The organism is Paenibacillus hamazuiensis (assembly GCF_023276405.1).
Classification (GTDB): Bacteria; Bacillota; Bacilli; order Paenibacillales; family NBRC-103111; genus Paenibacillus_AF; species Paenibacillus_AF hamazuiensis.
On the sequence record NZ_JALRMO010000001.1, the window covers coordinates 8,072,476 to 8,098,978 of the forward strand.

Sequence of the window (26,503 nt, forward strand, 5' to 3'; positions counted from 1 at the left end):
GTTGTCACCTTGTTTCGTGTTTATTAAGCAACCATCGGCGGTTTGTCCAATTGAACAGCGTGGAAATGATAAAATATAACACATAATAAATACCGGTAACAAAAACGAAAATTTCCAACGTCCGGAATGTTTGTCCGTTCAAAATCAACGCACGGTCGGTAAGTTCTTTCACATCGAGAATCGCGAGCAGGCTCGTATTGAAAATCACCATAATAAATTGATTTCCTGCGATTGGGAACGTTCTTTTAAAAGCTTGCGGGAAAATGACGTATCTAAACATTTGCATATAGGTAAGGCCTATAGACCTGCTTGCTTCCCATTGTCCTTTATGAATGGATTGAATCCCGGCCCGGATGATTTCAGCCATATATGCCGAGTTGTTTACGGTCAATGCAATAATCCCGGCTTCAATCGGCGAGAAGTGTATGCCAAATTGGGGGAGGCCAAAATAAATAAGAAAGATCTGGACAAGCGCGGGCGTATTTCGGATTAACTCCACATACGTTGTTGAAATCAAGTATAATGGGTATACTTGTTTATTCATGCGGCAAACCGCCAAAATAACACCCAACAAAAACGATAAAAAGAAAACGAGAATGGTGAGCCATAAAGTCATTACGGCTCCGCCCAACAAATAATTCCAGTTGCGGATTGGGGTAGACCAGTCGAGCAGCATTCGGGTTCCTCCTTGCTCACAATAGGAGGCCTGCCTCATTCAACAGGCCTCGACTTCTTTTTATCATTTTAATACTGCGGGTTAAGCGGATAAGGAGGATTTATGCCGAACCATTTGGTATAAATGCTTTTGTTCGTTCCTTGATTATTGATTTGAAAGACAAAGAAATTCAAGTAATTTAGCCATTCCTGATCGCCTTTACGAACCGCGATACCTTGATATAAAGTAGGCACAAGCGGATCTCCTACCACTTTAAGCTCGGAATAAAGCTTGGCTTGGTAAGCCAGGAAGCTTTCGTCTTCTACAAACGCATCGGCTTGGCCGTTTTTGACTGCGAGGACACATTCCGCTGAATTGGAGAAATACGCAAGCTGGGCTTGGGGAGCAAGCTCAGTAACGGCCTGATTGGTGGAACCTTTCACAACCGCTACCTTCTTATCGTTAAGATCCGTAACTTTTGCAATCGTACTATCTTTCCTGACCAACATTTTCTCGCTCGCAGCCGAATAGGGGGCGGAAACATTTACTTTTTGCAAACGCTCGTATGTGCGCGAAAAGCTGCCTATAACCGCATCCACTTTCCCCGTTTCAATGGCCGGGATTCGCGCGGAAGAATCCAAATCCATAATCTCAAGTTCGGCATTGAGCGACTTCGCCAGTTCTTTAGCGATATCAACGTCATAGCCTTGCGGATTGCCTTTTTCGTCTTTAAAACCGAATGGAGGGTAGGAAAGAATCACCCCCACCTTTAACTTTTTGGATTGAACGACCTTTGCCAGAATGGAGTTTTCCACCCCGTTGCCCGGCGCAGCCGTAGATCCGAAACATCCTGTCAACGAGAGAACAAGCGCTAACGATGCGATCAGCAAGAAATAAATATGAAGTTTTCTCATACACAGCCCCCCCCGCTTTCACCTGTTTTTATAACAGGTTTCCGATTCTTGGAACAAATTCATCATCTTGCTGCTGAGAATCAAAAAAGACCATTTCACGCACTTCTTCTTTTGATAAGGCGCCCAGACGTTCTTCGCTAATATCGATGCCCAGACCGGGCTTGGCAGGGACAACGATTTTGCCGTTCGCGAAACTCAAATTTGTTGTTAACACATCGCTATGATAGTAATCGTAGTGGGTGTCATTGGCGAATGGGAAGTTTCGCGATGCAGCAATCAAATGGACGTTAGCCATGGTAGCGATGCCCGTCTCGGCCCAAGTGCCTGTCACACACCAAATTCCGTTCTCATTAGCAAGATCGACAATTTGCTTCGCTTTCAACAAACCGCCTGCCTCGGAAGGATAAACGGTAAACGCAGCGACAGCGCGTTTGTCGATCAATCTCAAAGCACTTTCAAAATCCGTGCAAGATTCATCGGCGGTAATCGGTACTGACACGGACTTGCTGACTTGCGCCAAACCGTCGATGTCATAATACGGGGTCGGCTGCTCCACCAGCTGCAAATCGTATTTTTCCATCTTGTTAATGGCTTTGATCGCTGTCGAGACGCTCCAGTTTTGGTTTACATCGATCCGTAGTTTGACATTAGGCCCGACTGCGGCGCGGATTTCTCTTAGACGTGCCGTATCGAACTCAATATCGCGACCGACTTTAATCTTAATTTCTTTATATCCTTGTTTTACGATCTCTTCAGCGTCTTTGGCGTTCGCAAGCGGCTCGTCGATAAACAAATACCCTGCAAAATCAACGTGACTGCGGTACATTCCCCCGAGCAGGTTATACAACGGCGTATTCAATGCTTTGGCCTTGAGATCCAATAACGCGATATCGATTCCAGCCAAAGCGTAAAGGCCTAGTTGTTTCCAATTCAGCACATATTCCTCTAAGCGATGAAGTATCCATTCGGTTCGCATGGGGTCGCAGCCGATAAGAAAAGGTTTAAATTCTTTCTCCACAATCGTTTGAATGGTTGGTATCGTAGGTCCGACACATTCCCCGAGTCCGACGATTCCCTCATCCGTGATGATTTTTACGACAATGGCCGGAGCGCTTCGTCTCGTGCCTCCCGACCATTTTGCCGGTTTCCGAAAAGGGATCTGTACTTGAGTTGTTGTCACATCAATAATTTGCATAGCTGTTACCTCCCGTATGAATTAATGTTTGTTAATGACCCCATAGTAGCATCACCCTTTTTGTATTGTCAACAATAACATTAACAAAAACGTTAGTTGTTATTTGTATAAAAGGATGTATAATAAAAAGGAATGTGATAGCTAGCGAGGAGGATATATCATGAACGAATACGGCTTTACGGTAAAAAAAACCGATACATTAAGAAATCAAGTCTATAAGGATATAAAAAGTGCAATTATCAGAGGGAAAATCGATCCGGGAACAAGATTGAGGGAAAATGACATTTCCAAAGAGATGGGCGTTAGCAGGGGGCCGATTCGGGAAGCCATTTTGCTTCTGGAGAGAGAAGGGCTGCTCGTTACGCAAACTCATAAAGAAACTATGGTAGCTAAGGTTGAGAAAGACGAAGTTACCATGTTATTGAATCCGCTTAGAGTGCTGCTGGAGTCTTTTTCGATACAAAAAATCATACCTAATCTTAACGAGACTCATTTCGTACAATTGGAAAAAATACTCGATGAGCTCAATCAAGCCTGTAAACAAAAGGAAATAGAAGTAATTGTTGAAAAAGATCTGGAGTTCCATGAATATCTTATAGCGCTGACAGGGGAACCTTATCTGATCACGCTTTGGAAAAGCGTATCGTCCAGAATTGTTTTTCATTTCATGACAAACACCCGGGAAAAACACCAAATGGATAACTTCTCCCAATTGATGAACGAACATAAAGAGCTGTTTGAAGCAATTAAGACTAAGAACTGGGAATATATTGAACCCGTGTTAAAAGAGCATATCTATTAGCCAAACCATAGTTAAAAATGGCGCGGCCCCCAAAGATCGCTTTTCATTTGGATTGAGAAAGCGATCTTTTTTTCATCATGATAATTGTTGACAATAACATTAACGTTTACTAAAATCTTAGTGTACTTATCAAATCATTTGTGGAGGTTGTTGGAAAATGAGTAAATTGAAAACGTTTTATTATGAGAAGCTGACATGGGAAGAAATTCAACAAGCGATAGACGAGAACAGGGTCATTCTTCTTCCCGTCGGCTCCACCGAACAACATGGCAGACATCTGCCAATGGAAGTTGATAACTATTTGGCCAGGGAGGTTGCCATTGGAGCGGCAAAATTGGTTCCTGACGATGTCCTGGTCATGCCTAACATTCCTTACGGCTTCAATACGCACCATATGGACTTTCCGGGGCAAATAACCATTACAGGCAGAACGTTCATCGAATATTGCTTATGTGTAACCAAAAGTTTGGCATACCACGGATTTAAAAAAATCATTATCGTAGACGGCCACGGTTCCAATATGCCGTTCCTGGATATCGTAGCAAGACAAACCAATATTGAAACAAAAGGGAAAGCGCTATGTACCGCTCTGATTCATACAAGTTTGGCATTGGATGTGGCAGGACAAATCAGAACGACCGAAAAAGGCGGTATGGGGCACGCATGCGAGTGGGAAACATCGATGTACTTGCACTTAAATGAAAACGAGGTGCGTATGGACAAAATTGAAGACGAATACGGCTTGCCGGATTCGGAGTTCCATTGGAACGAGTTGCAAGCGCCTTCACCGATTTTGATGATGGAATGGTGGACTACGTTCTCGAAGTCCGGCGTATCCGGAATTGCAAGTGCTTCCACTAAAGAGAAAGGCCAAATCTTATATGATACGACTGTAGAACGGCTGGCCCGGCTGATCAAGGAATTCAAGAATCGGGAAATCAGACCGCGGCACGATAATCATCCGAATAAACCGGAACTTGAACTCGACAATTTACTTCACTTTTAGTAAAGGAGCACGGCTATGAAAGGAAAACAAATGAAAGCCGCCATTTGGTCGGCATGCCTGCTTTCGGCGCTGTTCCTGTTAAATGGCTGTACGCAAAAACCGGAAACTACCCAGCATTCCCAATCAAATGAAAATAAAATAACTTTACGTATCTTATCCGTTGAGCAAACGGAGAAGCCGGAAGGGCCGGCGGAAAAAGAATTGGCCGACCAATATATGGCCGAGCACCCGAATATCAAAATCGAGTTTATCGGCGTTCCTTATAATGAACTCTATAAGAAAGTTACCGCTCTTGCAACGGGGGGAGATTTACCCGATGCTTTCTTTAATACGCCGGAATTTATGAGAATTGCAAACAGAATGAACGCAGCAGCCGATCTTACTTCCCTGCTTGGCAAAGATTATATTGCAGAATTTTACCCAAATATGATAAACGAGGCGAGCGTTGATGGGAAACTGCAGTTTCTTCCATGGTTCGCCACACCTCAAGCTCTCATCTATAGAGGCGATTGGTTTGAGAAAGAAGGACTGGGAGCGCCGGAAACCTGGGACGATTTTCTTAAAGCCGCCTTAAAGCTTACAAAAGACACTAACGGCGACGGTACGACCGACCAGTGGGGATTCGGCATGATCGGCACGCGAAATTCTTCGGGGGCTGCGAGATTTATCCCTTTCTTGCGAACCTTTGGGGTTGATGAGATTACAAAGGATCGAAATGGGAAATGGATCACGGAACTTCATACGCCTCAAGCCAAAGAAGCTTTTCAATTTTACGCCGATCTGAACAATAAACACGGTGTTGTTCCGCCGGGAACGTTAGAGAACGGATTCCCCGAGGTTGCCAATCTGATGGCTAATAATAAAGTTGCGATGATCATTAGCGGCCCTAACGCGATCGGTACAATCACATCGCAGAATCCGAATCTGAAAGGCAAACTCTATAGCGCTCCCCTTCCGAAGAAAGAAAGACATTCCGCAACATTCGGTTTATTCGGCTATTCCATTGCTGAAAGCAGCAAGCATAAAAATGAGACTGCCGACTTTTTGAAATTTCTTGTTAAGAAGGAGAACTCATTGAAGTTTAACGCAATCAGCGGCCGTTTGCCAACCAAGATAGAGGTCGGTAAAGATCAGCAATTATCCAGCCCGGAATTCGCGGGTTTCGTTAAGGCCATTGAATATGCTTTTCCGACTCCGGATTTTGATTCATACTCACAATTTAACGACATTGTAACGGAAGCTTATCAATTGATGATCAGCAAAGCGGCTACAACGGATGAAGCCATAAATAAGGCGGCAGCCCGGGCCAATGAATTGATTTCCAAGCAGAAATGACGATATTCAATTGAAATCGGACGTCTGGAGGAGACCGAATGTCCCTCCAGACGACTCTGGAGGAGTGTAATTTCATGAAGGAGTTGTCCGGGAAAACTCACATCAGCGGATACCTGTTTGTTTTGCCCTCAATCGTCACTTTAATGTTATTAGTAACCTACCCTCTTTTATATGGGATGTACATCAGCTTTTTTAATACTAATCTGCTGAACCAATGGGATTTTGTCGGGTTCAGCCATTACGGCGATATATTTGGAAATCTTGAATTTTTACAGCGGATTTTTGTGACTTTGAAATTTACGGTGTTGACCGTTGGCGGCCACTTCGTTATTGGATTGGGCTTAGCCATTTTATTAAATAGAAAACTCCCGGGGCAAACGCTTTTCCGAGCCATTCTTATTTTGCCCTGGTTACTGCCGGAGGTCGTTGTCGGATTGCTGTGGAAATGGCTTTTGAATCCGATGTACGGGTTAACGAACCATTATTTGTTCAAATTCAATTTGATATCGGCGCCTGTTTCTTGGCTGAGCAATGTGGACGTCGCTTTTTGGGCTGTCGTTGTCGTTTGTATTTGGAAGGGATTTCCCATGTTAATGCTAATGGTGCTGGCCGGTTTGCAGACGATCTCCGAGGATTTATATGAGGCCGCTAAAATTGACGGATGCACCGGCGTGCAATCCTTTCGATTCATCACCCTCCCCGGTTTGCTTCCTGTTTTACTGGTCTCCCTGATTTTAGACACGGTATGGTGGTTTAAGCATTTCACTGTGGTCTGGCTTTTGACGCAGGGGGGGCCGGCAAACGAAACGAATATCGTCAGTATCGATATTTACAAATCGGCGTTTGAATTTTTTGAGTTTGGCAAGGCTGCGGCAATGGCGGTTATCGTTTTGTTCGTCTGTACATTAATAGGTTATGTATACAGGAGGATGCTCAACCATGACAACGATTAGAATCAGAATGCTGCTCCTTAACCTGTGCAGTTACATCGTATTGATCATAGCATCCTTGTTCGTGCTGATTCCTTCGCTTTGGATGGCTTCCACAGCATTGAAGCGGTCGGAGGATGTGATGTCCACGCCTTTGAAATGGATACCGGACACGGTTTCGTTTAACTCGTTTATTCGCATATGGAAGGAGTATCCGTTCGCAGAATATTTCGCAAACAGCGTGTTCATTGTCTTTACGGCTACCGTCATATCTTTACTTTTCTCCGCATTAGCCGGGTATGGAACTTCACGGTTTAACTTCCGGGGGAAGGGTACTTTCCTTACTTTTTTATTAATGACGCAAATGTTTCCTTCCATTATGCTGTTGATCCCCTTCTACAAAGTGTTAAAATCATTCGGTTTAATCGACACCCATCTTGGCTTGATCCTGGTATATATTTCGTTTACGATACCGTTCTGTACTTGGATGATGATGGGGTACTTTCAAAGCATCCCTAAAGAGCTTGACAAAGCTGCCATGATAGATGGCTGCAGCAGACTGCGCACATTTGTGCAGATCATTCTTCCTTTATCTTTACCTGGATTATCGGCCACAGCGATTTATGCTTTCCTGGTGGGCTGGAACGAGTATATGTTCGCATTTATATTGACAACATCCGAGAGCATGAAAACGATCCCTGTTGGAATTGCTCAGCTTAACGGTTTTTACAAAATCGAATGGAACGATATGATGGCGGCGTCCATCGTATCGAGTTTGCCCCTGATCGTCCTATTTTTATTTTTGCAAAAATATTTTATTAGCAGTTTGACGGCAGGCGCCGTGAAATGATGGTATATGACGCCCGAAACAGGCTTAAGGCATTGAATGAAGCGTTATGAAGATATCCTCTTCTGTCTTGGTAAAAACTTGACGATATGCTATAATGCATACGACTGTGACGATGCAATTTGCAAAGTTGTTTACCAATGGAGGACAGGTATCCGATGGACACTTCAGACGAGTCAAAGCCATTATACCGCATTATATCGGATAAAATAAACCACGATATACGGGAAGGGAAATACTCGGATCATTTGCCGCCTCAAAATGAGCTTGCGATCATTTACGAGGTGGGCCGAAGCACGATAAGAGAATCTCTTCGTCATTTGGAAGAGCAGGGGATTATTCAGGTCAGACACGGAGCCAATACGAAAATATTGGTTTCGGGTCCCGCTTACAAGTTAAAGCCCGGGCTTGAATCTTTCATCGGCGTATCGAAAGTGATTGAAGACGCAGGTTTCGTGCCCTCCACTTCGTACGTGAACATACGAAGGGCGCATGCTTCCAAGCTGTTCTTTCCCGACTTTTCCGGAATGTCGGTTATTGTGCTGGAACGCGTCAGAACCGCCGACGGCAAACCCGTCGTATTCTCGATCGACGTGTTCAAGGATGAGGGGCTGGCGATCGATGAACTGGAGGCTTATCTGAAGAGTGGCTCGCTATTGGAGTATTTGAAGAGAAACGGTTCAACGATCAGCTTTGCGGAAACTACCGTGCGGGCTATGGCAGCGGACCAGGCGGTCAGTCAAAGGCTTCATATCCGCGTAGGTGAACCTGTTCTATTGTTAGAGGAGGTTTGCTATGACTCTTCAGGAAATATTGCGATAACGTCAAACGACTATTATCATCCCCAATTGGTTAATTTCAGAGTGATTCGCCGTGCAGAGAACATGAAGTAGGTGCTGTGACAACCTTCAACGACCAAAAAAAGCCGCGTGAGTGGCTTTTTTTTGTTTGTCCGAAGCGATTTCCAAAAAAAAGTGTTGCGGAGAAAAGGAATCGTGATATAATTAACTCATCTGAAGAGTTACTATTTAAATTCTATCAGATATCATATTTGTTTTCGTGATGAAAAGATTGAATCCAGCGAAGGAGGAGTCAACCATTCAGACCGTTCCAGTAGAAAGGCAAACGATAACATCGGCTTAGACTATATTGAAGGGGGATTTGCATGAGTGAACTTAAGAAGAATGCTATAAGTTGGCCGGGGGCAATCGCCATGTCGATTGCGATTATGGCTCCGGCTGCAGGGATGATGTTTGCTCCGCAGGTTGTCGCACAAACTGCCGGCGGCGCCGTGCCGCTTGCATTCATCGTATCGTTGATCGGCTCTCTCTTTGTCGCCAATACGATCGTACAATTTGCCAAAAGATTGCCTCACGCCGGCTCGTTTTTCGCCTATAATACGGCGGGGCTCGGCAAAGTAGCCGGGTTTGTCTCGGGATGGCTTCTATTCAGCGGATATTTCGTTTTTTATCCCCAAAACTTGCTGGCTGCGGCTTTTTTTACGTCTTCCGTGTGCAAGTCGCTGTTCGGGTTTGAGATCAGCTGGATTGCAATCGCTCTCTTGTTTGCGGGAATCATATGGTGGTTATCGTTGCGGGGAATAAGCAACTCGATGAAGACCGATTTGTTTTTCGTCGCTTTTGAAGTGTTGGTTCTCGTCATCGTCGCGGTCTCCATTATTGCGAAAGGCGGGGCGGAAGGAAACACATGGTCCGTATTTACGCCGCAGCATTCGCCGACAGGTTGGGGTGGCGTTTTCTTCGGGATGATATTCGCCATGATGACGTTTATGGGCTTTGAATCGGCGGGGACAGTTGCCGAAGAAACATCGAATCCGCGTAAAAATATACCGAGGGCGATATGGGGCTCGGTTATCGGGGTCGGTATTTTTTATATCTTTATGACTTATGCGATGTCAATCGGCTATGGCCCCAGCAAGGGTGCGGATTTTGCCGCAGCGACGATTCCGATGGAGGACTTGGCAAGCAGATATGCCGGCACGGGCATGCGATGGGCAGTCGATATTGCGGGCATTCTCAGCGCATTTGCCGTAAGTTTGGCACTAAACAACGCGACGGTGCGAGTGATTTTCGCCATGGGCCGCGACGGCGTTTTGCCGAGAGTTCTCGGCCAAATCGATCCCAAATTCGCCGCCCCCAAAAATTCGATTCATCTGGTTGCCCTCTGTACGATCGTTCTGGCTCTGGTGATCGGCATTTTATTCGGGCCATATCCGAATGGTTACGGTTTTCTGGGATCTTTCGGGACATTGCCTATTTTGCTCTTGTATGTGATCGCTTCCCTTTCATTATACCGGTTTATGAAAAAACATGATCCATTGCATTTTAATTGGTGGCATCATGCCATCATGCCAGGGATAGGCGGATTGTTCATGCTGCTGCCGATATATGGAACGGTATTTCCGTTGCCGCCTTGGCCGTATAATCTGATATTGCTGCTAGTCGTGCTTTACATCGCAGCCGGGATCATATGGGGATTCCGTTTGCGAAAGAAGGGCGGGGACATGCTTGACCGTCTTGAAAAGATCATGAACCATCCAGGCGATTGAACGGCCTGACGAAACCGAAAGGATTAACAAGAAATGATGCAAAGACCGACATGGAAGCACGAAGATTTGTATGGAGTGGTCGATATCGGAGGCACGAAAATAATAGCGGGAATCGCTTCCGACGATGCACTGTTGGCGACGAAGCGTATCTCCACGGATGCTTTGAAAGGACCCGACGATATTACGAAGCGGATAGCCGCCACTTTTACCGAGCTTAAAGAGGAACTGAATTTGTCCTGCAGAACGTTGTCGGGAATTGGCGTCAGCGTGCCGGGGCCGCTAAATACGAAAGAAGGAATCGTGCATTTTACCGGCAATCTGAAATGGGTCGATTATCCGGTGGCTGAACGGCTTCAGGCGGAGTGCGGCGGAGTTAGCGTTTACATCGATGATGACGGGAATTGTGCCGGCATCGGTGAAGCTTGTCACGGCGCAGGTAAAGGTATGCAGCATATTGTGTATATCACGATTAGCACAGGGATCGGCGGAGCCGTTATCATGGACGGTCAAGTATACCGCGGTCATCAGGATTTGGCGGGTGAAATCGGGCATATGACGATGATCCCCGACGGGCCCCTTTGTTCCTGCGGAAATAGCGGTTGCTTGGAGGCGATTGCTTCAGGCACTGCGATCGGATTGCAAGGAAGGCAGCTTCTTTTGCAAGGCAAATCGGATATTGTGGCGAGATTGTCAAACGGTCGGATGGACGAAGTGTCGGCAGAGACGGTTTTTTTAGCGGCTGAACAAGGGGATTCGGCATGTCAGGCTATCATCCGAAATGCAGGCATTTATTTGGGGATTGCAGCGGCCAATTTGGTGCATGTGCTGAACCCGCAGGCCATCGTTTTCGGAGGGGGGGTGATGCGGCAGAGCGCCGTACTGCTTCCGCTTATTACATCCGAAATGAACAGACATTTATTCAAGGTTCAGCAAGACCGTATTCAAGTGAAAGCCGCGGAGCTGGGAGACAAGAGCGGGTTATGGGGAGCGAAACGGCTCATTGCGGGGAAAAGCAAACAATCGAACATGTAGATTAGATAAAAGGATAAGACGGAGGGAAACACGATGAACATGATTCAAAAATATGGCGAATACTTGATGAAACATTTGGAGAAGGCTGTTTTGAACCAGCAGGAAAGCATCCTGCAAGCGGCTCAATTAGTGAAAAAGTCGATACTGGCCGGAGGACGGTTTTACGTTTTCGGCAGCGGACATTCCCATATGATTGCGGAAGAACTGTACAATAGGGCGGGAGGTTTGGCGCTGATCAAGGCTATTTTGGAGCCCAGTCTGATGCTGCATGAAGAGCCTAATAAGAGCACGTATCTGGAGCGCCTCGAAGGATATGCCGAAGTGCTGCTCAACCTGAAGGAAGTCGGAAGCAAGGATACGGTTATGATCGTCTCCAATTCGGGGCGAAACGCCGTCGTGGTGGAAATGGCGATCAAAGCGCGCGAATTGGGCGCGGGCGTCATCGCCATGACCAGCATGTCGCATTCCTCAAAAGTCAGTTCGCGCCATCAAAGCGGCAAAAGATTGTTCGAATTGGCCGACGTTATTTTGGACAACGGCGCGGAAACGGGTGACGCCGCATTCTTCGTGGAAGGTCTGGAAACGCCTACGGGGCCGACATCCAGCTTCGCCGGAATCGCCTTGGCGCAGACGATGTTGGTGACGATTTTAAACGAATTGGTGGCAGCGGGATTCGAGCCGCCGGTTTTTAAAAGCAGCAATTTAGACGGTGCCGACCAATACAACGATCTTTTGTTTAAAACCTACGTAAAGTGAGGCCGGATCCGGTGAAAACTGCCATTATACTTGCTGCTGGAAAGGGCTCCAAGCTATGGCCCTATAACGAATATTGGCCCAAAGCCGCCTTGCCGGTTGCCGGCAAGCCTGTTCTCCATAGAATGATCGGTCATCTGAAGAGTCTGTCAATTGAACGTATTATCGTTGCGGCAGCATATCTCGACAAACGCTTGAAATCGCTGTGCCACGGAATCGAAGGCGTTGAAGTGGTTTCGTTGCCGTCTCCACAAGGGACGGCGGATACATTGGAACGATTGCTGCCGATGATTAATGACGAGAAGCTGCTGATTGTGTATGGGGATATCGTCACGACGCAAGCTGCAATGCAAAGTTTTATTCGGCAATCGTCCGAATCCGGGAGCGATGCGGATCTTCTCGTCAAACCGCTGGATAAGGATCGGGCGCAAGACTGGTTTTGCGCCAACGTCAACAACAAGATGGTGCTGCAGATCTATGGGCATCCGCGTCCGCATTACGTGAATCATCGGTTATTAGGCGTTTATGCAGTCAGAACGGCAGCGCTGCAATCGGCGCTGGCTCAAAATCCCGGCTTTATGACGAATGTGAATGTCGGCGTTATGCCGCCGATGGAAGCGGCACTTGAGCAATCGTTACAGATCATGATCGAGGACGGTCTTCGCGTAACCGCGCATTGCGCGGAAACCGACGTCGTCGATTTGGATAAACCGTGGCACTTATTGCAGGCCGCTCAATTGGTATTAAACGACGAAATCAAAGCTCTCAAAGAGAGCAGCATCCCGGATTCCGCCGCTATTCATCCGTCCGCCGAGATTAAAGGGCAGGTCGTTCTGGGTGAAGGGGTTATTATTGGAAGGAATGTGCAAATCAAAGGAAATGCAAGAATAGGCAAGGGAACTATCGTCGACAATGGAGCTATCATAGGCGGCAACTCGGTGATCGGCGACAATTGCGTCATCACGGACTACTGTAGAATCGGGGATTTCAGCGTAATCGGAAACCGGAATCGTATCGGTCATTGCGCCGAATTTGAAGGGATCACCTTTGATAATGTGAGCTTTACGCACTACGGAGAAGTTTTCGGCGTCGTCGGCACTTCCACCGATATCGCGGCCGGCGTTACGGTCGGCGTACTGCGGTTTGACGATTTGCCGCAAATGCAGAAGGTGCAAGGTAGGACAGAATATCCGGAAAAGTTCGGAAACGCCGTTTATTTTGGCGACTATGCCAGAACCGGAATCGCATCGCTTTATATGCCGGGCGTCAAAATCGGCTCCAACAGCGTGATCGGACCGGCCGTTTTGGTGGAAAAGGATGTGCCGTCGCACACGTTGATCCACCTTGATCAACAACAGCTCGTAAAAAAAGAATGGGGAGCCCATCGTTACGGCTGGTAATCGCTTCGCGACCACGGGGGCTTCGGCCCCCCTATTTCATTTTAAATGGTGAGGTACAGATGGCGGAAAATACGAGATTCGCCTGGAAGGGCAACCTGGTGGCGCCAAACCGGGTTATCCATAATGGATTGGTCGTAGCCGAAAATAGGAGCATTATTTTTGCAGGACCTATGGAAGAGTGGGATGGCGGGACGATTCCACAAGTTGAGGAAATAAGCGACGGCTGGATTTTGCCCGGTTTGATCGATTTGCACGTACACGGTTTGGCAGGGTGCGATGTCATGGACGGAACGCCGGAAGCTTTACTAACCATTTCGGCGGCTTTAGCCTCTTACGGCGTTACCGGATTTTTGCCCACTACGATTACAAGCAGTGAGGAAGATTTGCTGAATGCGATCGATAATGTAACCGAATTTCAAGAAAAAGATGGGGCTTTCGAATCGGGAGCAGCGGTGTTAGGCATTCATATCGAAGGACCGTGGATTCATCCGCGGTACCGCGGGGCGATGAATGAAAGTTTTATAACGCAGCCTTCGCTATCCCAGGCAAAGAAACTGTACGATAGAGCAAAGGGGCTTCTGAAAATCGTCACCTTGGCGCCGGAATTGCCGGGTGCCCTTGAAGTGGTCCGGTATTTGAGCGAGAGGAAAGTTACAGTCTCTGCGGGACATACGGGAGCGGGCTTCGAACAAATCGCCGAAGCGCTGCAAGCAGGGTTAACCCAGATTACGCATTGCTTCAATGCGATGACCGGGCTGCATCACCGTGAACCGGGTGCCGTAGGTGCAGCCATGTATTTTGAAGGTTTGCGAACGGAGCTCATTGCGGACAACATTCATGTACATCCTCACGTCGCCAACCTGCTGTACAGATTGAAAAAACAAAGTCTGATTCTAATCAGCGACTGTACGAGAGCGGGCGGAATGCCGAACGGAGTTTACGACTTGGGCGGCCAATCCGTCCAAGTAGAGGACGGAAAAGCGACGCTGCCTGACGGTACGTTGGCCGGCAGCTTGCTGACATTGAACCGGGCGATAAAAAATATGGTGGAATCGGCCTTCGTCCCGCTGGAACAAGCTGTATCTATGGCTTCCTTGGCCCCTGCTGCGGTTCTCGGTATCGATGATCGAAAAGGGCGGCTTTGTCCCGGATATGACGCGGATATAACGGTTCTGAACCGGAACTTTGACGTAGCCGCGACGTGGGTCGGGGGCAGAAAGGTGTTTGATTCGAACTAAACTTCTTAGTTACACTTATCCATGAACCGGCATTTCAAGCGGATTACCGGTTTGTCCCCCAGAGAGTTTCTCCTCACGCGTTAATCAATGTGGGTTTCCAGCCGCAGCATTCACGATGCTGCGGCTTTCTTTTTGGGCTCGGAATATACAAAAACAAACGAAAATCGCTGGGGAACATCTCTACCACGTTAACCTGATTCCATTCAATTCGACCGAAGTTACGCCAGACAGCTATCGGTCATCCGATCCTGATCGGATTAAAACGTTTGTTCGGATTTTGAAGTCAAAGGGGATCGGTATCACGGTCCGAACTCAATTCGGATCGGACATTAACGCGGCATGCGGCCAGCTATACCGCTCCGAATAACCGGTGTCGGAAATTAACATAAAGCAGCGGTTTATTAGTTCACTCATTCACTGAAAATATGCGACAGCTTCGATTTAACAATTTGCTTCGCGTCAAAACGGTTCTTAATCTTGTTTGCCCCATTCGCTCCAATCTGCATCGCTTCCCCAAAATGATCTTTGATCCAGAAAAGTGCATCCGCAATGGCCTGGCCGCTTGGCTGCACTTCGATAAAATCCTTTTCAGGCTCGAGAATGAGTCGGTCATTTCGCGGATTCGTCGAAACGAGAACGCATCCGGTGGACATGGCATCAACAGCCGACGTTGTCGGAAATCCGTCCAATGCATATTGATCCGGAATGCTGCAGTTGAGGAACACGTGACATTTCTCGTAGACGGATTTCAACCGCTCAGGACTTAGGATACCATGAAAAGTGTAATTTTTGTTTGTCAATAAGTGCAAATGATCGTCCCAATTGCCAATGAGATGGAGATGGAAATGCTCCGAAAGCCGGTTGAAACCGTCGGCCATCAGTGGGAACCCTTTTCGCACGGAATTGTAGGCGGAGAAGGCCAACTGTATCGGCAACTGATGAAGTTTTGGAGAATAATCATACAAATCGGTATTGATGACTACAGGATGGTACAAGCTTCCGGGAACGGCAAGGAGTACTTCCTCAACATTCGTGAAAATCGTGGAGCAATAACGGCCCGCAATCCTCAAAAATTCCGGGTTCGTTAATGGACTCAGCCCACCGCCCGGATAAATTGTCGCATGCAGCCTAATCTGTCGTTCTTCCAGAAAGGATCCGATATTCCAAGACGGATTCGATCCCGGCATGTTGCTCCCATCCGGTAGAGAGCACGTGCCAAACAAGCTGAGTGTCAGATTCAGAAAAACGCAATAAATATCCGTAATTCTTTCCGAGACGGCGAGAGATTTGAATTGAGAGAAGTGATGGACGGGAGCCGGGAATTCGTCATGGTAAGGTTGTATGGCAAAGAACAGCGTGTCCGGCCGCTGCGAAAAAATTTGCATGTTTTCCCAGTAGCGGAACCCGCTTTGTTTCCACGGGAACCACGTATCAATAACGGCAAGACGGCGTGAGGAATCCTGAGTACTGTCTTGTTCCCGTTTATTCGTACTCATTCATATCATTCCTTCCAGTAATTGGATAAAGGATAAAGCAATATGTTCAAAATCGTTGGTTTGATCGAAACAAGGTGATCTATTCAAGCATATGTCGAAACATTGATCTGGAAACGGTATGCGCCCATTCCCTGATTTTGTCCGATATTTCTCTCGCAAAAGGGGGGCGGCGAACGGACATTGAACCGAGCGATAAAAAATATGGTGGAATCGGCCTTCGTCCCGCTGGAACAACTGTATCCATGGCTTCCTTGGCCGCTGCTGCGTTTTTTCTTTGTGAGCTCGGAATATACAAAAACAAACGAGAATCGTCCAATACCCGTATGATGAAGCTTTTTATACTGAATATAAAGTCCACATCATTTCATAGGGGGTCTTGAGAATGAAAGATCAACAGGATGAACCGGATTACGGAAATTTTATAATTCCGCCTGCGGTTCAGGTTTATATGGAAAGCGCCAATCGCGGCGATTTGCGGGAGTTGACGGCGTGTTTCTCGGATTCCGCCGTCATACTTGACATGAATCGTGAAATCATCGGCAAATCTGCAATCAAGGCGTGGGCCGGACTAAAAGTGATCGGATATCGATACGAGGCGCTGTTCGGATTTCCGTTACCGCATGGAGCACGCGTTCTCATGAGTGCCGAAGCGCCGGGAACGGGACGATTTCATGTTTGGTACACCTTTCGAATCCGGGAGAACCAAATTATTTTTGCGGACCTGCAGACGATGCAGGATCAGGGACATTTAAGCAAGTTCATACAAAATGTGTGGAATAACTTACAAGAAGTTCGCGAGCAGCAAGGCTATGATAAAGGTAATTAAAAGATCAGCTTCATAATAAATAGTGAAGCCAAGAGGAGGAAATGAAAATGAATGGAACGGGAATATCGAATTCATGGAAAATCGCTTTGCTGGCAGCCGGAGGTTTTTTGATCGGCACGTCGGAGTTGGTCGTTGCCGGAATTCTCGATGTGATTGCAGCCGATTTGCAAGTATCCGTAGCTGTGGCGGGGCAACTGGTTACCGTTTTTGCGCTTGTCATCGCGGTTGGCGCTCCCTTGCTTGTAGCGCTCACCTCGAGAATGGAACGCAAGAAGCTGCTGATCTATACTCTGGTTGTTTTTATCCTGGGCAATTTCATTGCATTCATCAGTTCGGGAATTGAGCTTATGATGCTCTCCCGGGTGGTGCTGGCCATGAGTATGGGAGTCTATCTCGTCGTATCGCTTGCAGTTGCAGCGCATCTGTCGGCACCCGGTAAACAGGGAAGAGCGATAGCCGCCGTCATCATGGGTTTCAGTACTTCACTTGTGCTGGGAGTGCCGATCGGCAGATTAATTGCTAGCTATACGGATTGGCGGTATATCTTCGCAGGGATTGGGCTGCTTGCGATTCCAACTCTTATCGCGATCGCGAAGGCTGTGCCTGTGATCGCCGGCCAAGCATCGGTTCCGTTCAGCCGGCAGCTTGCTCTTTTTAAAGAAATACGAATTACGAGCGGTCTGCTCGCCACCTTATTCTGGATTTTGGGATACTCGGTTGTCTTTACGTATATATCGCCTTATTTGATAAAGGTGGTGCAGCTGGAGCAGAGCCAGGTGAGCTTGGGCATATTCGTCTTCGGCCTGTTCAGCATTGCCGGAGCCCGCTTGGGAGGATACGGAACGGACAAATGGGGAGTACCTCGAACTTTGCTGATCGGGCTGTTTGTGCACGCCGCTATATTGCTGCTTCTGGCTTTTCTTGCGAAATCTCTTGTCGGTGCGTTTCTTTTACTTATCGTGTGGGCCTTATCCGCCTGGTCAACCGTTGCGGTTCAGCAGTTTTATTTGATCACGCTGGCACCGCGGGCATCCGATCTTATGCTCAGTTTGAACAACTCGATCCTGCAGTTGGGTATGGCGTTTGGAGCGGCAATCGGCGGCTTTACGGTTAATCTGTTCTCGGAGAAGCATATCGGTTGGGTGGGAGCCGTCAGTGTGTTAATCGCATTCTTTGCAGCGGGCTTTTCACTTTGGTTGTCGCGGCGGGAGCGTCCCGGAACAACCGATATTTCATTGGCAGACTGAGCGGGATTCAAGTTTTAACCTTGAGGCAAAATTGGAAAGGGAGTGCCAGAATGGGTACCGTTTCGACGGTAGGCGCCACACTCATGTTGAAAGGAACCGAACGTAATTTACGGGACACGCCGGGTGAGGCGTGTTTTTTGTTTTTTCCGTTTACACTTATTTTCGAAAAAACCTGACATAAAGCGCTTACTTTTCAGTGTACGCCAAGACGGCCTATGGTAATATGAAGAAGGCTTCGACAAGCCAAGCGACTTATGGAAAAGAGGTTAAATCGAATGAATCGTAAAGCAGCGTTAGTGGCGCTCATCTTATCGCAAATCGTGTACGTCCTCTTTATCGCCGTATGGCTGTTTATCTCCGGCATGTCCGTCATGATGTTCGACTCGCCCGAAGCGGCCGGCGATGTGCAAACCTGGCTCATTTTCATCTTTATATTGCTTTATCCGCTGGCATTTCTCGTCTCGCTAGTCCTGGGGTGGGTTTTCTTTTCCCGCCGAAAATACAAGGCTGCCCTGATCTGGAACGGCATTCCGCTTATTTGGATCGCATCTTTGGGCGGATTCCTTATGTATGCGAATTTTAGTTGAACCCGGCTCGTTTTTAGTGAGCCGTGCTTACTTGAGCCAAAAGCCGGAACGAACCGATGTTCTCGTACATCGGTTTGCGCGTCAAATGGCTGCGGTACAGCACGATATCGCCGGCCGTCCAGGCGAGAGCGTCGCCAGCCCAGGCCGGCATCGCCTGGCGGGAGAACGCGGAAGCGCCGCTATACCGCCGCGCAAGCGTCACGTGCGGCGAATAAGCGCGGCCTTCCGCCGCGAAGCCCAGCGGCTCCATGGCGGCTTCCACGCGCTTCTGCAGCGCCGCCAGCTGCGGCACGTCGCCGCGGACGCCGGCCCATAAGATGCTCGGCGCGGACGGCTTGCCGAACGTGCCGAGCCCTTCGATAGCGAGGCGCATCGGCTCGGTCTCGGCAGCGAGGCGCCCAAGCTCCTCGCGGATGCGGTCCGCCTTGCCGGAAGGCGTCTCGCCGAGGAATTGCAGCGTGATGTGCATATCGTCCGGATGCACCCATTTTTGAAACGGGAGCTCCTGTCGCAATGTCAAGCAGCGTTTTTCCAGCTCCCTTTTGACCGGATCGGGCAGAGGAACGGCTATAAATAAACGAATGGTTTCACTCACGGGAACAGCTCCTTTCGTTGCTTGGAGGTCTTGCCGTCATAGATAATATGGCCGTTTTCGGAAAATGTATCAATATGTCGGAGATTGCGGCAAACCCCTTGAAGGATGGGAAGCAACTCTGTTATCATAGCCAGTATATAAAACATATGCGAAGGTGTGGAGAAGATGGGTAAACGGGCTTACAATTTTAACGCCGGGCCGGCAGCGCTGCCGCTCGAGGTTTTGCAAAGAGCGCAGGAGGAATTCGTCGATTATAAGGGGATCGGCATGTCCATTATGGAGATTTCCCACCGCAGTGGCGAATATGAGCAGGTTAACGACGAGACGCAAAGCTTGCTCAAGGAACTTATGGGCATACCGGACGGCTACAAGGTGTTGTTCCTGCAAGGAGGAGCCAGCACGCAATTCGCGATGATCCCGATGAACTTCCTGAAGGCGGGCCAGGTTGCCAGCTATGTACATACAGGATCTTGGGCGGAAAAAGCGATCGAAGAAGCGAAGCAGTTCGGTGAAACGGCGATTGCCGCCAGCTCCGAAGCGGACAAGTTTACGCGCATTCCGGCGCTCAGCGACATCAAGCTCGCACCGAATTCAGCTTACCTGCATATTACGTCGAACGAAACGATCGGCGGAGCCCAGTACCCAGAATACCCGGATAGCGGGAACGTGCCGCTGATCGGCGATATGTCGAGCGACATTTTGTGCCGTCCGGTGGACGTCTCCAAGTTCGCGATGATTTACGCGGGTGCCCAGAAAAACCTTGGACCGTCCGGCGTTACGGTCGTTATTTTGCGCGAAGACATGCTGAGCCTCGTGCCGAAAAACATTCCGACGATGCTGAGCTACGCGACCCACGCCAAGAACAACTCCCTGTACAACACGCCTCCGGCGTATTCGGTATACATGGTGAACCTGGTGCTTAAATGGATCAAGGAAAACGGCGGCGCAGCGGCGATGGAGCAAAGAAACCGCGAGAAGACGGCGCTCATTTACCAGGCTATCGACAACAGCGGCGGCTTCTATCGCGGAGTGGTCGCTCCGGAATACCGTTCGCTGATGAACATCACGTTCCGAATGGAAAACGAAGAACTGGAGAAAAAGTTCGTGAAGGAATCCGAGCAGCAAGGTTTTGTCGGCCTGAAAGGCCACCGCAGCGTAGGCGGCCTGCGCGCCTCGACCTACAACGCGGTTCCGTACGAAGCTTGCAAAGCGCTCGCCGAGTTTATGGCCGATTTCCAAAAGCGGAACGGATAAACGGAACGTAAGAAACGGACGTTATGCAAAAAGAGCCCCCTGCCGTATTTGGCAGTGGGGCATTTTTGCGGGTTGCATGGTACAAGGGCACTTCGAGCAAAAAAGTTGAGCGTGTCCGCCATAGGTTTGCGCCAGCAAACCATGGCAGACAAACGCGGGATAGTGGCACGCACCTACTCCCTTCATCATCGCTCCCAAAGTAAAGCGTGGCCGGCATAGGATTTTTACCCGAAGGTAAAAATCCATGACGCCCACACGCGACCTAGCAGCGAGCATGAACTCCCGGCCGGCGGGTCCAGGGCGCCCGAGCGCCTGGGGTCCCCCCGATGGGGGGATTTAGGGGGGAGGGCATCCCGATTTAGGGGGCCCCATGACTTAGGGTGTGCCCCTCTTACGCCATAACCTCTTTAACAGCCGGCTCCGTCAGCTTGTATCCGACGTTGCGAATCGTTACAATATATTCCGGGTTGCGTGCGTTGTGCTCGATTTTATCGCGCAGATGGCTGATATGGACATCGACGATCCGCGTGTCTCCGAGGAAATGATAATCCCATACGCCGTGCAGCAGCTGCTGCCTGCTGAGCACTTTGCCGCGGTGCTTGCTCAGAAAAAGCAGAAGATCGAATTCTTTCGGAGTCAGCTCGATCGCTTCGCCGCGCACTTTCACTTCCCGCTGATCCGGCTGAATGACGATTTGGCCGACGGTTACCGGAGCGCTTTCCATTGCGGAAGGAAGCGCCTGAACGCGCCGCAAAATCGCCTGAATCCGGGAAATCAGCTCCTGCGGGCTGAACGGCTTAGTCATATAATCGTCGGCACCGTTGTCCAGTCCGGCGATTTTATCGGTCAAGTCCTGCATGGCCGTGAGCATAATGATCGGTACGAGGTTGTTTTGGTCGCGCAGCTTGCGGCATACTTGAATGCCGTCCATTTTCGGCAGCATCAGGTCAAGCACGATCAAATCCGGGCGAAAATGTTGAATCGCCTGAAATACGGCTTCGCCGTCGTATACGCAATGAACCTCGAAGCCTACCAGCTTCAGGTTGAATTCTATGAGCATCGAAATGGAAGGTTCGTCGTCGACGACAAGGATCTTCTTTTTCATTCGGAAAGTCTCCTTTATTTATGCGTCTATGATTGTATTATGACAGCGATAGATCATCGACATATTAAGAAAAGGTAAACCGAATGTAAAAATAAGCGGCAATGAACATCAATAATGAAAAAGAGGTGACCCGGGTCATATGGCATTTCATATCGTTTTGGTAGAGCCGGAAATTCCGGCGAACACAGGCAATATCGCGCGGACATGCGCGGCAACGGGGACGGTGCTGCACTTGGTCAGGCCGCTTGGCTTCAATACGGACGACCGGACGCTCAAGCGGGCCGGGCTCGATTATTGGCATGCGGTGAAGGTGGAGTATCACGACTCGTTTCAGGAAGTGAAGGAAATGTATCCGGAAGGGCGTTTCTTCCTCGCCACGACAAAAGCAAAGCGAATCTACACCGATTTTGCGTTTCGCGACGGGGATTTCTTCGTGTTCGGCAAAGAAACGAAAGGGCTGCCGCAGCATATCCTGGACGAACACCCCGACACGCTCATGCGGATGCCGATGACCGATGCCGTTCGCTCGCTCAACTTGTCCAACTCGGCGGCGATTATTTTGTACGAGGGACTTCGGCAAAACGGATTTTTCCATTTAACGTAATGGACTTAAAATAATGGCAATTTACGAACATTATGAGCAGGACCTGACGTTTGGCAGGATTTTTCCTTTGTTTGGCGAATATGTATAAATGTAAGAGCCATAAGTACATGCTTCAGGAGATTGAGGTTTGTTGCGGGAAGCGAGGTGAATTGATGATGAAACCGGCAGGTGTCGTACGGAAAGTAGATCAGTTGGGGCGTATCGTGCTGCCAAAGTCACTGCGTAAAAGGTATCAGATGAACGAAGGGGATCCTGTCGAGATTCTGGTCAGCGGCGATCACATCATTCTCGAGCGTTATCGGCCGAGATGCGTATTTTGCAGCAATATGGAGCAGGTCAGCGAATTTAAGGAACGTCATATATGTTCCGTCTGCCTGAGCGAAATGAACGAGATGAAACCGAAACAACGCGCTTGATACAATATTTTATGTTTTGACCGCATAAAGCAAAACACCGCATCTTCCGAAGAAGAGCGGTGTTTTGCTATTTTAGGACACTTACATCATTCAGTACTGCAAGGTCAAGCTGATGTATGCGCGAAGGCTCGGAGATCAGGTCGACCGCAGCGATCTTCCCCTCCTTCACCGTAAATTTAAGCACGTAAAGCAGTTTTCCGCGAGGAGCTGCAATAACTCCAATCGAGCCGTCCACGAGGGCGGATTGCGCAGCCTGCGCGCGCCCCGACACCTGCTCGGCCAGCGCTTTTGCGCCTCGGGTTACTTTTGCGGTTCCTATCCGGCGATCGTCGCGAAGGACGACGTCCGGATCGAGCGCTTCTACGAGCCTGTCGAAATCGCCGGCATAAGCAGCGGCCAGGAAGGCGTCGACAAGCTCGCGTTCGCGGACGAGCTTATCGCCGGGGGCATCCGCTTGGCCCTTCACGCGGCGCCTTGCCCGGGTTGCAAGCTGCCGCAGCGCAGACTCCGATTTTCCAACAATGGGTGCAATCTCGGCGAAGGGCATGGCAAATATGTCGTGCAGAACAAACGTGACCCGCTCCGCGGGGTTCAATCGGCCAAGCACAACCAGCAGGGCGATACCGACGGATTCGGCCAGCACCGCTTCCTGTTCGGGATCGATTTTATCCTCCTGGCTTGCGAGCGATTCGGGAATATGCGTTTCAATCGATTCCTCGCGTCTCGATGTTCTTGATCGCAGCATATCCAGACATATTCGTGAGACCACCGTCGTCAGCCATCCCCCCAGGTTTTCGATAACGTCCGCATCCGTTCGGCTAAGGCGCAGCCAGGCTTCTTGAACCGCATCCTCCGCTTCGCTTAAGGATCCGAGCATTCGGTACGCCACTGCCCGCAAGTGATCCCGATTTGCTTCAAATTGCTCCGCTAACCGTTCATATTTGTTCGCCATACCCATTCCTTCTTCATATAAAATTAGCTCCTAAAATATTGACGAACGAAATCGGTCAGATGTGACAAAACGGCAGCAACTTTTTCATTTTCCCATTTCCCGGACGCATCTGTCACATTTACGGAATTCTACACGTCAACGTTTTGAAGGGCCGAAATCAATCGGCTCCATCGAAAAAAGAAGGAGTGTTTTTCCATGCAACCCAGAATGAAAAGTCCCGTTACGATCGTACCCGATGCGGTCCAAGCCTTGCAGGATTTGGGCAAAGCCCTGTTTGCATCTGCAGAGAAATCCGGCATTCCCAAATCGACGCTTTTCCTTGCATATCTTCGGGCCAGCCAAATGAATGGAGACAGCGTCTGCGTTGATCTTCATTCCCGCAACGCCCTGGGGGCAGGCGAAACGACAGACCGGCTTCTGGCTGTAGCGGCATGGCGGGAAACGCCGCATTTCACCGAAGCCGAGCGGGCCGCGTTGGCGCTCAGCGAGGCGATGACCCGTCTTAGCGACCGGACAGATCCGGTTCCGGACGAGATCTATAACGAAGCTGCGCGCCTTTACGGTGAACAGGCGATTGCCACACTTATCGCCGGCATCGCGACGGTCAATTTGTGGAATCGCCTCAATGTCTCGACAAAACAGATGGTCAACGTTTCAGCCGGCTAAGACAAATAAAGGACGTCCTCTGTGGGACGTCCTTTATTGCATCTCCTCCAAAATGGTAAAGCGCGTCCGGAGCCAGTTTGGCGCCAGCCAAACCGCTCCGGACACCCGCGGGCAAGAAGCACGTACCTGCTGCCCCGGCACCGCTCCCAAAGTGCAGCGTGGCCGGCATAGGATTTTTTACCCGAAGGTAAAAAATCTATGCCGGCCACACGCGACCTAGCAGCGAGCAGTCCCTCCCGGCGGGCGGGTCCAGGGCGCCCGAGCGCCTGGGGTCCCCCTGGAGGGGGATTTAGGGGGTGATTTTGCTACAACCCTCTAGTCTTGTCTTCGTTATAAGCGGCAGTTAACATGGCGGCAAGAAACATCGCGATGGTAACCATCATAATCCAGAATGTAGCGGACATTTCGTACACCTCTTCCCAAGCATCTTTTGCGCATAAGTATACTTTATTATATCCCAAGCCCATCTGAAAAGAAACCGAATAAACCGTGAACAATTTTCACCTGCAGCCCGTTACTTGAAAAACAAAAAATGCGTCGCGAGCGGCCGCAGCTTGCCGTCCGACGGACGGTTGATCACCTGGCCGTCGAAAATAAGGCTTGACGAGCCGCCGCCGTCGAGATTGTAGGCGTCTTTGACGCCGAGCTGGATCAGCTTGTCCTGCAGCTCGGCGAGCGTGGCGCCGGAATTGCCGTTCTCGTCGTAGCCGTCGGTCACGATAATCAGCAGCTGGTCGTTGTAGTAGTTGCCGATGACGGTTCGCGGAGCGCGGGCGGGCGAGCTGTTCCACGGGGACGGGATCGACACCTTTTTGCCGTTTTGCAGCAAGGTCGGCACGAAGGTGGCGCCGAAGTCCGGATTCAGCTTGTCCAAATCGGCCTGTCGGGAAAACTTGCCGCCGATCAGCTTGCGGTCCTTGCTCAGACCGATGAACGTCAAGTTGTCGAACGTTGGCTCGAAGCCGTACACGTATTTGCCGCCGATCATCGTCGTGCTGAGCGGGTACCGCTTGCCCGTTTTCGCGTCGTCGGCGAAGCCGCCGGCATTTACCCCAGCGACCGCGCCGGTGCGCCTTACGGCTTCGAGCGTCGTCTCCGAGCTGCCCAGCTTGTCCTTGCCGAGCACCATCTTCATCGCTTTGTCCGACTTCATCTCGACTTTGAGCGCATACCCTTTATAGTTTGCCTCATTTAAATAAAAAAGCTTCAGATCGATGTTGGAGCTGGAGGATTGCCTTGCAACCTTGCCGAGCTTGGCGGTGATACGCGAATCGTAGATCGCATTCGGCCGCGCAGCGGCGGCTACCGCCGTTTTGGCCATGGCGGCGACGTCATTTGTGCTTTTTTCATACAACTCGTAAAACTTCTCAATGACCGTTTTCGTCAGGACCGCGTCGTTTTTCGCTTTCTCCAGCTTCTGATCGGCCGCTTGCACTTCCGCACTGACGGAAAAAGCCGGCATCGGCGCAAGCTGAAGATCCGGCAGCTTGACGGCGGCCTGCATGAACAGCATATACATTAATGCTCCCATGAAAGGGGCGAGAGCCAGCAAAAAAAGCCGGTTGATCGCTTGAACGGGACTCATCATTGCAGCACATCCAAGCTTTTTTTCAAATCGTCGAGTTTTTTCTTGACGTCATTGAGCTGAGTATACAGCTGGTTGCTGTTGTCCGTTTTGCTGTTGGCGCTGTCCTTCGTGAAGGCGAGAAGCTCGTTTAACGAGTCGATTTTCGTCTGCATTTTGCTCATATCCGCCGAAACGCTTTCCTTGAGCTGGGTTACCTGCTTTTGGTAATCTTCCTGCACCTGCTTAAGCTGCGCTTCGGTTTGCGCGGCGATTTGCGCCTCCACCTGCTTCGTTAAATAATCCGCGTACATTTTCGCCCCCAGGACACCGACTGCGATGAGCAGTATCCAACCCATCAGCAAAAATATGTAAGTTCTCGGCTTGACCTTGGCGGCGGATCGGGTGTTTCGCGCCGCCGGCTGCGGGACAGCGGTCGTTTCTATTGGCGTGCTCATTTGCCGGTTTCACCTCTCTCCCAGTATAACATGTCTAGTCTAAACGCTTAAGACACCG

At 49.4% G+C, this 26,503-nt stretch carries 27 protein-coding genes and 1 pseudogene; 19 read left to right on the forward strand and 9 right to left on the reverse strand.

The features are described 5' to 3' along the window. Nucleotides 1-4 precede the first annotated feature (4 nt). From MYS68_RS35700 to MYS68_RS35710, 3 genes are all read right to left on the reverse strand, one after another. On the reverse strand, nucleotides 5-676 hold the full coding sequence (locus MYS68_RS35700) for an amino acid ABC transporter permease (protein WP_248930290.1): 672 nt from the start codon (nucleotides 674-676) through the stop codon (nucleotides 5-7). 68 nt (nucleotides 677-744) lie between these two features. After that, complete coding sequence (locus tag MYS68_RS35705) at nucleotides 745-1,569, reverse strand: transporter substrate-binding domain-containing protein (RefSeq protein ID WP_248930291.1); 825 nt, start codon at nucleotides 1,567-1,569, stop codon at nucleotides 745-747. Between the two features lie 28 nt (nucleotides 1,570-1,597). Continuing rightward, entirely contained in the window at nucleotides 1,598-2,764 is a 1,167-nt protein-coding gene (locus tag MYS68_RS35710; protein ID WP_248930292.1) for a mandelate racemase/muconate lactonizing enzyme family protein, read from the reverse strand. Between the two features lie 160 nt (nucleotides 2,765-2,924). Here MYS68_RS35710 and MYS68_RS35715 point away from each other — a divergent pair, with 160 nt between their 5' ends. The 12 genes and pseudogenes from MYS68_RS35715 to MYS68_RS35770 all read left to right on the forward strand — a co-directional run. Next, nucleotides 2,925-3,566, forward strand: a complete 642-nt coding sequence (locus tag MYS68_RS35715) for a GntR family transcriptional regulator (protein ID WP_248930293.1) — start codon at nucleotides 2,925-2,927, stop codon at nucleotides 3,564-3,566. 157 nt (nucleotides 3,567-3,723) lie between these two features. Next, a complete protein-coding gene (locus tag MYS68_RS35720) occupies nucleotides 3,724-4,572 on the forward strand; it encodes a creatininase family protein (RefSeq protein WP_248930294.1) in 849 nt (282 codons plus the stop codon). A 15-nt stretch (nucleotides 4,573-4,587) separates the two neighbouring features. Further along, a complete protein-coding gene (locus MYS68_RS35725; protein ID WP_248930295.1) occupies nucleotides 4,588-5,907 on the forward strand; it encodes an ABC transporter substrate-binding protein in 1,320 nt (439 codons plus the stop codon). Between the two features lie 74 nt (nucleotides 5,908-5,981). Then, nucleotides 5,982-6,860: a carbohydrate ABC transporter permease gene (locus MYS68_RS35730; RefSeq protein WP_248930296.1), complete on the forward strand. Its 879-nt coding sequence runs from the start codon at nucleotides 5,982-5,984 to the stop codon at nucleotides 6,858-6,860. After that, complete coding sequence (locus MYS68_RS35735; protein ID WP_248930297.1) at nucleotides 6,847-7,686, forward strand: carbohydrate ABC transporter permease; 840 nt, start codon at nucleotides 6,847-6,849, stop codon at nucleotides 7,684-7,686. Before MYS68_RS35730 ends, MYS68_RS35735 begins: the two co-directional genes overlap by 14 nt. Nucleotides 7,687-7,841: 155 nt before the next feature. Further along, the gene (locus MYS68_RS35740) at nucleotides 7,842-8,576 is read left to right on the forward strand and encodes a GntR family transcriptional regulator (protein ID WP_248930298.1); all 735 of its coding nucleotides are present in this window, start codon (nucleotides 7,842-7,844) and stop codon (nucleotides 8,574-8,576) included. Nucleotides 8,577-8,848: 272 nt separating this feature from the next. Continuing rightward, nucleotides 8,849-10,252, forward strand: coding sequence for an APC family permease (locus tag MYS68_RS35745; protein WP_248930299.1), 1,404 nt, complete (start codon nucleotides 8,849-8,851; stop codon nucleotides 10,250-10,252). A gap of 33 nt (nucleotides 10,253-10,285) precedes the next feature. After that, on the forward strand, nucleotides 10,286-11,284 hold the full coding sequence (locus MYS68_RS35750; protein ID WP_248930300.1) for an ROK family protein: 999 nt from the start codon (nucleotides 10,286-10,288) through the stop codon (nucleotides 11,282-11,284). Nucleotides 11,285-11,317: 33 nt separating this feature from the next. Continuing rightward, entirely contained in the window at nucleotides 11,318-12,040 is a 723-nt protein-coding gene (locus MYS68_RS35755; protein WP_248930301.1) for an SIS domain-containing protein, read from the forward strand. A gap of 11 nt (nucleotides 12,041-12,051) precedes the next feature. Further along, nucleotides 12,052-13,437, forward strand: a complete 1,386-nt coding sequence (locus MYS68_RS38985; RefSeq protein ID WP_248930302.1) for a sugar phosphate nucleotidyltransferase — start codon at nucleotides 12,052-12,054, stop codon at nucleotides 13,435-13,437. Nucleotides 13,438-13,496: 59 nt separating this feature from the next. Next, nucleotides 13,497-14,675, forward strand: coding sequence for an N-acetylglucosamine-6-phosphate deacetylase (gene nagA / locus MYS68_RS35765; RefSeq protein ID WP_248930303.1), 1,179 nt, complete (start codon nucleotides 13,497-13,499; stop codon nucleotides 14,673-14,675). Between the two features lie 169 nt (nucleotides 14,676-14,844). Next, nucleotides 14,845-15,042 (forward strand): annotated as a pseudogene (locus tag MYS68_RS35770) (23S rRNA (adenine(2503)-C(8))-methyltransferase ClbB); the annotation flags it as partial. Nucleotides 15,043-15,085: 43 nt separating this feature from the next. On the opposite strand, the gene MYS68_RS35775 reads toward MYS68_RS35770, so the two are convergent. Further along, nucleotides 15,086-16,171, reverse strand: coding sequence for a glycosyltransferase family protein (locus MYS68_RS35775; protein ID WP_248930304.1), 1,086 nt, complete (start codon nucleotides 16,169-16,171; stop codon nucleotides 15,086-15,088). 382 nt (nucleotides 16,172-16,553) lie between these two features. On the opposite strand from MYS68_RS35775, the gene MYS68_RS35780 reads away from it, so the two are divergent. The 3 genes from MYS68_RS35780 (at nucleotide 16,554) to MYS68_RS35790 (ending at nucleotide 18,831) form a co-directional block, all read left to right on the forward strand. Then, entirely contained in the window at nucleotides 16,554-16,997 is a 444-nt protein-coding gene (locus MYS68_RS35780) for a nuclear transport factor 2 family protein (protein WP_248930305.1), read from the forward strand. 47 nt (nucleotides 16,998-17,044) lie between these two features. Next, nucleotides 17,045-18,244 carry an MFS transporter gene (locus MYS68_RS35785; RefSeq protein WP_248930306.1) on the forward strand — a complete coding sequence of 400 codons (1,200 nt, stop codon included), beginning with the start codon at nucleotides 17,045-17,047 and terminating at the stop codon, nucleotides 18,242-18,244. Between the two features lie 275 nt (nucleotides 18,245-18,519). After that, a complete protein-coding gene (locus MYS68_RS35790) occupies nucleotides 18,520-18,831 on the forward strand; it encodes a hypothetical protein (RefSeq protein ID WP_248930307.1) in 312 nt (103 codons plus the stop codon). A gap of 13 nt (nucleotides 18,832-18,844) precedes the next feature. Here MYS68_RS35790 and thpR read toward each other — a convergent pair whose 3' ends face one another. Beyond that, nucleotides 18,845-19,426, reverse strand: coding sequence for an RNA 2',3'-cyclic phosphodiesterase (gene thpR, locus MYS68_RS35795; RefSeq protein WP_248930308.1), 582 nt, complete (start codon nucleotides 19,424-19,426; stop codon nucleotides 18,845-18,847). Nucleotides 19,427-19,591: 165 nt separating this feature from the next. On the opposite strand from thpR, the gene serC reads away from it, so the two are divergent. After that, complete coding sequence (serC, locus tag MYS68_RS35800; protein ID WP_248930309.1) at nucleotides 19,592-20,680, forward strand: 3-phosphoserine/phosphohydroxythreonine transaminase; 1,089 nt, start codon at nucleotides 19,592-19,594, stop codon at nucleotides 20,678-20,680. A gap of 391 nt (nucleotides 20,681-21,071) precedes the next feature. Here the strand turns inward: serC and MYS68_RS35805 are convergent, their stop codons facing one another. After that, nucleotides 21,072-21,785, reverse strand: coding sequence for a response regulator transcription factor (locus tag MYS68_RS35805; protein ID WP_248930310.1), 714 nt, complete (start codon nucleotides 21,783-21,785; stop codon nucleotides 21,072-21,074). Between the two features lie 139 nt (nucleotides 21,786-21,924). On the opposite strand from MYS68_RS35805, the gene trmL reads away from it, so the two are divergent. Continuing rightward, nucleotides 21,925-22,389, forward strand: a complete 465-nt coding sequence (trmL, locus tag MYS68_RS35810) for a tRNA (uridine(34)/cytosine(34)/5-carboxymethylaminomethyluridine(34)-2'-O)-methyltransferase TrmL (RefSeq protein WP_248930311.1) — start codon at nucleotides 21,925-21,927, stop codon at nucleotides 22,387-22,389. 155 nt (nucleotides 22,390-22,544) lie between these two features. After that, nucleotides 22,545-22,805: an AbrB/MazE/SpoVT family DNA-binding domain-containing protein gene (locus MYS68_RS35815; RefSeq protein ID WP_248931125.1), complete on the forward strand. Its 261-nt coding sequence runs from the start codon at nucleotides 22,545-22,547 to the stop codon at nucleotides 22,803-22,805. A 67-nt stretch (nucleotides 22,806-22,872) separates the two neighbouring features. On the opposite strand, the gene MYS68_RS35820 is transcribed toward MYS68_RS35815, so the two are convergent. Further along, entirely contained in the window at nucleotides 22,873-23,757 is an 885-nt protein-coding gene (locus MYS68_RS35820) for a sigma-70 family RNA polymerase sigma factor (protein WP_248930312.1), read from the reverse strand. Nucleotides 23,758-23,952: 195 nt separating this feature from the next. Between MYS68_RS35820 and MYS68_RS35825 the strand changes: the two genes are divergently transcribed. Continuing rightward, nucleotides 23,953-24,423 carry a carboxymuconolactone decarboxylase family protein gene (locus MYS68_RS35825; protein ID WP_248930313.1) on the forward strand — a complete coding sequence of 157 codons (471 nt, stop codon included), beginning with the start codon at nucleotides 23,953-23,955 and terminating at the stop codon, nucleotides 24,421-24,423. A gap of 514 nt (nucleotides 24,424-24,937) precedes the next feature. Here the strand turns inward: MYS68_RS35825 and MYS68_RS35830 are convergent. Together MYS68_RS35830 and MYS68_RS35835 are read right to left on the reverse strand one after the other, a co-directional pair. Next, nucleotides 24,938-26,008: a phosphodiester glycosidase family protein gene (locus MYS68_RS35830; protein WP_248931126.1), complete on the reverse strand. Its 1,071-nt coding sequence runs from the start codon at nucleotides 26,006-26,008 to the stop codon at nucleotides 24,938-24,940. Further along, nucleotides 26,008-26,445, reverse strand: coding sequence for a hypothetical protein (locus MYS68_RS35835; RefSeq protein ID WP_248930314.1), 438 nt, complete (start codon nucleotides 26,443-26,445; stop codon nucleotides 26,008-26,010). The genes MYS68_RS35830 and MYS68_RS35835 overlap by 1 nt, the downstream gene beginning before the upstream one ends. Nucleotides 26,446-26,503 lie beyond the last annotated feature (58 nt).